Origin of the sequence: Bifidobacterium pullorum subsp. saeculare, assembly GCF_016899725.1 — a bacterium.
GTDB classification, from domain to species: Bacteria; Actinomycetota; Actinomycetes; order Actinomycetales; family Bifidobacteriaceae; genus Bifidobacterium; species Bifidobacterium pullorum_C.
On sequence record NZ_JACLYU010000036.1, the window covers coordinates 1 to 6,344 of the forward strand.

General features: G+C 57.1%; 3 protein-coding genes. 2 read left to right on the forward strand and 1 reads right to left on the reverse strand.

Annotated elements, in window-relative coordinates:
- The first annotated feature begins 79 nt into the window (after nucleotides 1–79).
- The gene (locus H7U32_RS09095) at nucleotides 80–1,096 is read left to right on the forward strand and encodes a LacI family DNA-binding transcriptional regulator (RefSeq protein ID WP_129236960.1); all 1,017 of its coding nucleotides are present in this window, start codon (nucleotides 80–82) and stop codon (nucleotides 1,094–1,096) included.
- A gap of 222 nt (nucleotides 1,097–1,318) precedes the next feature.
- Here H7U32_RS09095 and H7U32_RS09100 read toward each other — a convergent pair whose 3' ends face one another.
- The gene (locus tag H7U32_RS09100; RefSeq protein WP_204469758.1) at nucleotides 1,319–4,390 is read right to left on the reverse strand and encodes a glycoside hydrolase family 2 TIM barrel-domain containing protein; all 3,072 of its coding nucleotides are present in this window, start codon (nucleotides 4,388–4,390) and stop codon (nucleotides 1,319–1,321) included.
- A gap of 312 nt (nucleotides 4,391–4,702) precedes the next feature.
- On the opposite strand from H7U32_RS09100, the gene H7U32_RS09105 reads away from it, so the two are divergent.
- Complete coding sequence (locus H7U32_RS09105) at nucleotides 4,703–6,223, forward strand: glycoside-pentoside-hexuronide (GPH):cation symporter (protein ID WP_204469759.1); 1,521 nt, start codon at nucleotides 4,703–4,705, stop codon at nucleotides 6,221–6,223.
- The last annotated feature ends 121 nt before the right edge of the window (nucleotides 6,224–6,344 follow it).

A 6,344-nucleotide genomic window follows, 5' to 3' on the forward strand; every position in this document is an offset into this window, starting at 1 on the left:
ACGAATTTCTAAAGTGAAACATGATAAACTTGTTACTAAATTTGTTTAGCTTTCGTCTGCCAAGAGGAGGTTGATTTTCATGGCTACAATCAGGGAGATTGCAGAAAGGACTGGATTCTCCCCTGCAACCGTATCGAGGATACTCAATGACGATCCCTCGCTGTCGGTCAAGGAAGCTACCCGTCAAAAAGTCCTGAACGCCAGTCTTGAATTGGGATATGAGAATGTGCCGCGATACCAGCGTGTCACCATTCCTCAGGACATCGCCTTGTTGGACAATGCTGTTCCGGACAAGGGCTTGCAAGACATGTACTTCAACGAGCTCAAGGCATCCCTCTGCCAGCATGCGGAAGATGAGCGCATGCATGTAACTGAGTATCGTGATGTGAAGGATCTAATCAAGCATAAAGGCAAGTATGCCGGTTTTATTTCAATCGGTCCGGCACCGTTTGAGAAGGATGTGCTCCTACGATTGCATGAGGCTTTTCAGCATGGAGTATTCATCGATATTAATCCGGCACCGGACCTGTTTGATTCGGTGCAACCGGATTTGGAACAAACCGTTTTGGACGCGTTGGATACGTTGATCGCCTCCGGGAACCGACGCATAGCCTTCATCGGCGGAGTCGGGAACATTATGGGCGATCATGAGTATCCGGAAGATCCCCGTGCGTTCGCGTTCCGGAATTGGGCAGTGCGTCTCGGACTTGACATCAACGGTCTCGTCTTGGAAGAAGGACCGTTCACCATGGAGAACGGACGGGCTCTCGGTGAAAAACTCATACAAATGCACAGTAACGACCTTCCGGATGCCGTCATCATTGCCGCCGACTCGATTGCAGTCGGCGTGCTTCAAGCGTTTGCGTCCGCTGGGATCCTAGTGCCGAGAGATATGCGCATGGTCAGCATCAACAATCAAGAGATAGCGAAGTATACCTCGCCCGCGCTGTCATCGTACGACATCAACAAAGACGAATTGGCCAAGGCCGCGGTGTTTATGCTGTCGGAAGCGCTATCCACCAGACGATCCGTACACCAGCACATGAGGCTTTCCACGAAACTGGTGGTCAGGGACAGTTTCGTGCCATCCTTATGAAAACCATACGAAAGAGGCCTGATGCCCAACCCTCAGGGCTGGACATCAGGCCTCTTCTCCTGATATGAGCAGAGGATGCGGCATGCGGGAAACATGAATCCATGTCGCGTCCTCTGCGTTATAAAGCATCGTCACCGGTTAATCCAAGGTAAGGAACCTTGCAGAACGATGCCTTCCCTCCTCCGCTGGAAGGAGTAAGAGGAGGGACGCGCTAGCCGATCGTCAGATCAGTTCGAGATTGACATCGAGGCTGATCGGCTGATCGGCGGGGATGTGATACTGGGAGTGGACCGGAGACATCCAGGAGTCGTCGCCGCCGACACCCATCTGCGCGGCGAGCACACGGAGGAACATGTGCTTCGGAGTCGGCAACTCGTCCTGGTGCTGGGCTTCTTCGATCATGAAGCTGGAATACGGCTGCAGGCTCACAGCGAACGGTGCGGCACCGTTCGCGCGGCTGACTCGCAGGCCGTGTCCATTTTCATCGGTGATCTCCGCCCAACGGACCTCTTCGTGGTTGCCCGTCTCCTGCGGCATGAGATACGGAGCATGATCCTTGAACGCGTCGGTGCTCCACACGCCCAGCTTGGCGTGCTTGCGATCCTGGTACGTTTCCTCGGGGCCAGCACCGAAGAACCTCAGGTTCGAATACTGGACCGGCAGAGTCCATTCGATGCCGAACGCGGGAATGGTGGGCAGTTCGCCGGACTCGCCGGGATATTCCACATGCAGGTTCAGACGGCCAGTGGTATCGGCGGTGTATCCGACGGTGACCTTGGTGCGTTGCGGCGTGGCAAGCTCATACGTGTATACGGCCTTGAGCGTGTCTTCGCTGACCTGTTCGATGACATTGTCCACGCAACGGGCGTAACGGCCGGCCGTCATCCACTGGGCTCGCTCGAATCCATGGCCGGCGCCACGGTCGTTGTCCGTCAGCGCGCGGAATGTGGTGATCGCCGGGCGACGAAGCACGAATTCGTGACCGTCGAACGTGTAGGAGACCAGGCCGCCCTGGGTGCGAGAAAGGAGAATCTCTCGTCCGGAACCCTGAACACCCGCGTTCCAACGGCCAACAGTGACGATGCCGTCCGCAGGCAGGGTCGTGTTTTCGGCTGCCTTCGTTCCATCCACAATAGTCTGGCCGAAGGCGAGTTCGTATCCGGCAGGAGCCCAATCGGTCGCCTCAGCGAGGCGCTGGGACACTTCAAGCACCAGTTCATCGGCATTGTCGCGATAGAGATCCACCGGCCATTCGACATCGAACGTGCATGTCGAATCGGCGGGCACGTCGAAGCGGCGTTCGGACTGCCATGCCGGCTCTCCGTCAGCGAGGATGCGCAGCACGAACTGGTATCCGCCGGTCGAGATGAACAGATTGTCGTTCTTGATGGACACCGAGTGATCGGTCACGTCGATATGGACGTTGGAGTACAGCTGCTTGACCTCCTGGGCCTTCGGCGCGGGAGTACGGTCGGCGAAGACCAGTCCGTTGCCGGAGAACTCGTAATCACTCGGACGATCGCCGAAGTCTCCGCCATAGCACAGACGGGTGGAGCCGTCCGGCTGGGTGGCATAGATTGCCTGATCAATGAAGTCCCAGATGAAGCCGCCCTGATAGTGCGGGTAGCGCTCCAGTGCCGTGTATTCGTCCAGATTGCCGACCGAGTTGCCCATTGCGTGCATGTACTCGCAGGAGATGTACGGCTTCTGCGGATCGTTCTTGAGATATTCCTCAATCACATCAGCGTGCATGTACATGGCGGTTTCGATGTCGGTCACGTCGTCGTAGTCGCGGTTCTTCGTCATGCCCTCGTAGTGCACGGGGCGGTTCGGATCGATGTCGTGCACGTGCTTGTACATGGCGCGGAACACATCGCCGGTGTAGGACTCGTTGCCGAGGGACCAGATGACCACGCTCGGGTGGTTGTAATCGCGGCGCATCATGCTGTTGACACGGTCGACGCAGGCACCTTCCCAACGTGCCTGGCTTCCCGGAACTGCGGTCTCGGCGGTGACCACGTCGCCGGGCAGGCACCAGCTGCCATGGGTTTCGAGATTGGTCTCATCAATCAGGTAGATGCCGTACTCATCGCACAGGTCGTACCAACGTTCCTGGTTCGGATAGTGCGAGGTGCGGATGGCGTTGATGTTGTGGCGCTTGCAGAAAATCACGTCATCGATCATGTCCTGCTCGGTGATGGAGCGGCCTCGCTTGGCGTCGAACTCGTGACGGTCCGCGCCCTTGAATACGACGCGCTTGCCGTTAAGGGTCATGATGCCGTTTTCGATGCGGAAGCGACGGAAGCCGACCTTCTGGACGACGGCTTCGACAATGTTGCCGGCCTGGTCGATGACGTTGACTTCAAGTTCGTACAGGGACGGGTTCTCGGCGCTCCACGGCTCGAGGCCCTGCAAGGAACCGCTTGCGAACGTGGTATTGGTGTCGGCGTTGGTCGATGTCTCCCATACCACGTTGCCTTCGGAATCCTTCAACGCGGCCGAGATGGTAGCGGCATCGGAGGCGTTGCGCACGGACAATGTGGCATCAAGAGAGGCGGTGCCGGACTCGGCGTCCCAGTCGGCTTCGAGCTGCATATTCTCGACATGGACGTGGGGCTGCGCCGTCAGTTCGACGGAGCGGAACAGTCCGTGCAGACGCCAGAAGTCCTGGTCTTCAAGCCAGGATGCGCTGGAATACTCGTAGCAGGCGACCGCCACAACGTTCTCTCCGTCATGCAGCAGGTCGGTGATGTCAAACTCGTTGGGAGTGAATCCGTCCTCGCCGTAACCTGCGAACAGGCCGTTGACCCATACGTAGATCGCGGTTGCCATTCCATGGAAGACGATGGAGGCGCTTCCTCCGGACTCCTTGGTATCCGCAAGACGCTTGGACACAACGAACTTCCTGCGGTAGAGCGCCACGTGATTGTTTTCCGGGACATTCGGCTCCAGCGGGTTCTCGTGGCCGTCCCACGGATACTGGATATTCACGTACTTGTTCTTCAGCAGTCCTGCCATCTGCAGATGGCCCGGAACCTGAACGCGGGAGAAAGCGGAATCATCGAAGTTTTCGGCAGCGAATGGCTCTTCGTCGAAGTCGATGTCGGAAGCCTGTACGATCTCGACGCGCCATTCTCCGTCAAGGCTTTGCATGAGATCGGAGTGCTCACCACTCTGCGGATCATGCGTGAAACACTTATGGTTGGAATGGGCCGGCGTGCGGTTGACCTCGAACACAGTCGCGTCGGTCAGCCACGTCTCGGATGCGCGCTCAACACGATTGCTGTTTGTCATGTTTCCTGCTTTCTTTCATTACTTCGTTGTGAATGATGTGGAAGCTAACCTTCCTTTACTAGTAATGATAAATGTTTTTTACTGAAGAAGCAAATCGTGTTTACTGTCACAGTTTCCTCTGTTTTTCAAGCACTCCCAATAAATATGTTTAAGTCGGTGACGGATAGACTTTGCATTATGGGAACTATTGCGACACGCCGGCAAAAGCCTTGATTACTAATGTTTTTACTTCCGCCTACAAAACGGCGTATAGTTGCACTACAAGATCAATGGGTGATCTCAGCTCCAAACCCTCTTAGAGGAGAGGAAAAAATGAGCAACGCAACAGCCGCGGACGGTGGAGTCCGCAAGGGCAAGCTCGGCCAGCGTATCGCCTACGCATGCGGTAACCTCGGTCAGGCCGCCTTCTACAACGCTATGAGCACGTACTTTGTTGTGTACGTGACCAGCTGCCTGTTCTCCGGCGTCGACAAGGCGTTGGCGGCTAAGCTTATCGGCGTCATCACCAGCCTCGTGGTGATCATCCGCATCGCGGAGATCTTCATCGACCCGTTGCTGGGCAACATCGTCGACAACACCACCACCAAGTGGGGCCGCTTCCGTCCCTGGCAGTTCATCGGCGGTGCCGTCTCGGCCGTGCTGCTTGCCATCGTCTTCAGTGGCATGTTCGGCCTGGTGAACGTGAACACCACGCTGTTCATCGTGCTGTTCGTCATCACCTTCGTCGTGCTCGATGTGTTTTACTCCCTGCGCGATATCTCCTACTGGGGCATGATCCCGGCGCTGTCCTCCGATTCGCACGAGCGTTCCACCTACACCTCCCTGGGATCCTTCACCGGTTCCATCGGCTACAACGGCATCACGGTCTTCGTCATCCCGATCGTCACCTACTTCAGCTACATGTTCACCGGCAAGCATGCCGAGAGCCAGAGCGGCTGGACTGCGTTCGGCATCATCGTCATGCTGTTTGGCATCCTGACCGCCTGGACCGTCGCGTTCGGCACCAAGGAAAGCGAAAGCGCTCTGCGCTCCAAGGCCCAGAAGAACGGCAACCCGCTCGAGGCGTTCAAGGCGCTGTTCCAGAACGACCAGCTGCTGTGGGTCGCGCTGTCCTACCTGCTGTACGCCATCGCCAACGTGGCCACCACCGGTGTGCTCCTCTTCCTGTTCAAGTTCGTGCTGGATAATCCGGCCGCCTACTCCGCGACCGGCGTCATCGCGCTGGTGGCCGGCCTCATCATGGCCCCGCTGTACCCGATCCTGAACAAGCGCATTCCGCGCCGCTACCTGTACATCGGCGGCATGATCTCCATGATCGTCGCTTACGTTCTGCTGGGTCTGTTCTCCACCAACATCGTCGTGGTGTTCATCGCGCTGGTGCTCTTCTACGTGCCGGGCACGCTCATCCAGATGACCGCGATCCTGTCCCTGACCGACTCCATCGAATACGGCCAGCTGAAGAACGGCAAGCGCAACGAGGCCGTCACCCTGTCTGTCCGCCCGATGCTCGACAAGGTCGGCGGCGCCCTGTCGAACGGCATCACCGGCTTCATCGCCGTTGCGGCGGGCATGACCGGCACCGCCACCGCGGCCGATATGACCCCTGCGAACATCCACACCTTCGAGGTCTGCGCGTTCTATGCGCCGCTCGTCCTGATCGTGCTCAGCCTGCTGGTGTTCATGTTCAAGGTGAAGATCAACGAGAAGATGCACGCCGAAATCGTCGAGCAGCTTGAAGCCAAGCTCGCGGCCGGCGAGATCTCCGACGAGGAAGCCAAGACGGTCGAGACGGTTGAAGCCGTCAACGAGAAGGCCAAGACTCTGACCGAATAAATAACCAATCCTCGTCACTCCTTCCTTTTTCTCTGATGGAGGCCCCAATTTCGGTTGGGGCCTCCATTGGTATATGCGCTGTTTTATGACCGTTCAAAGTTTGTCAAATAGATAAAACGCC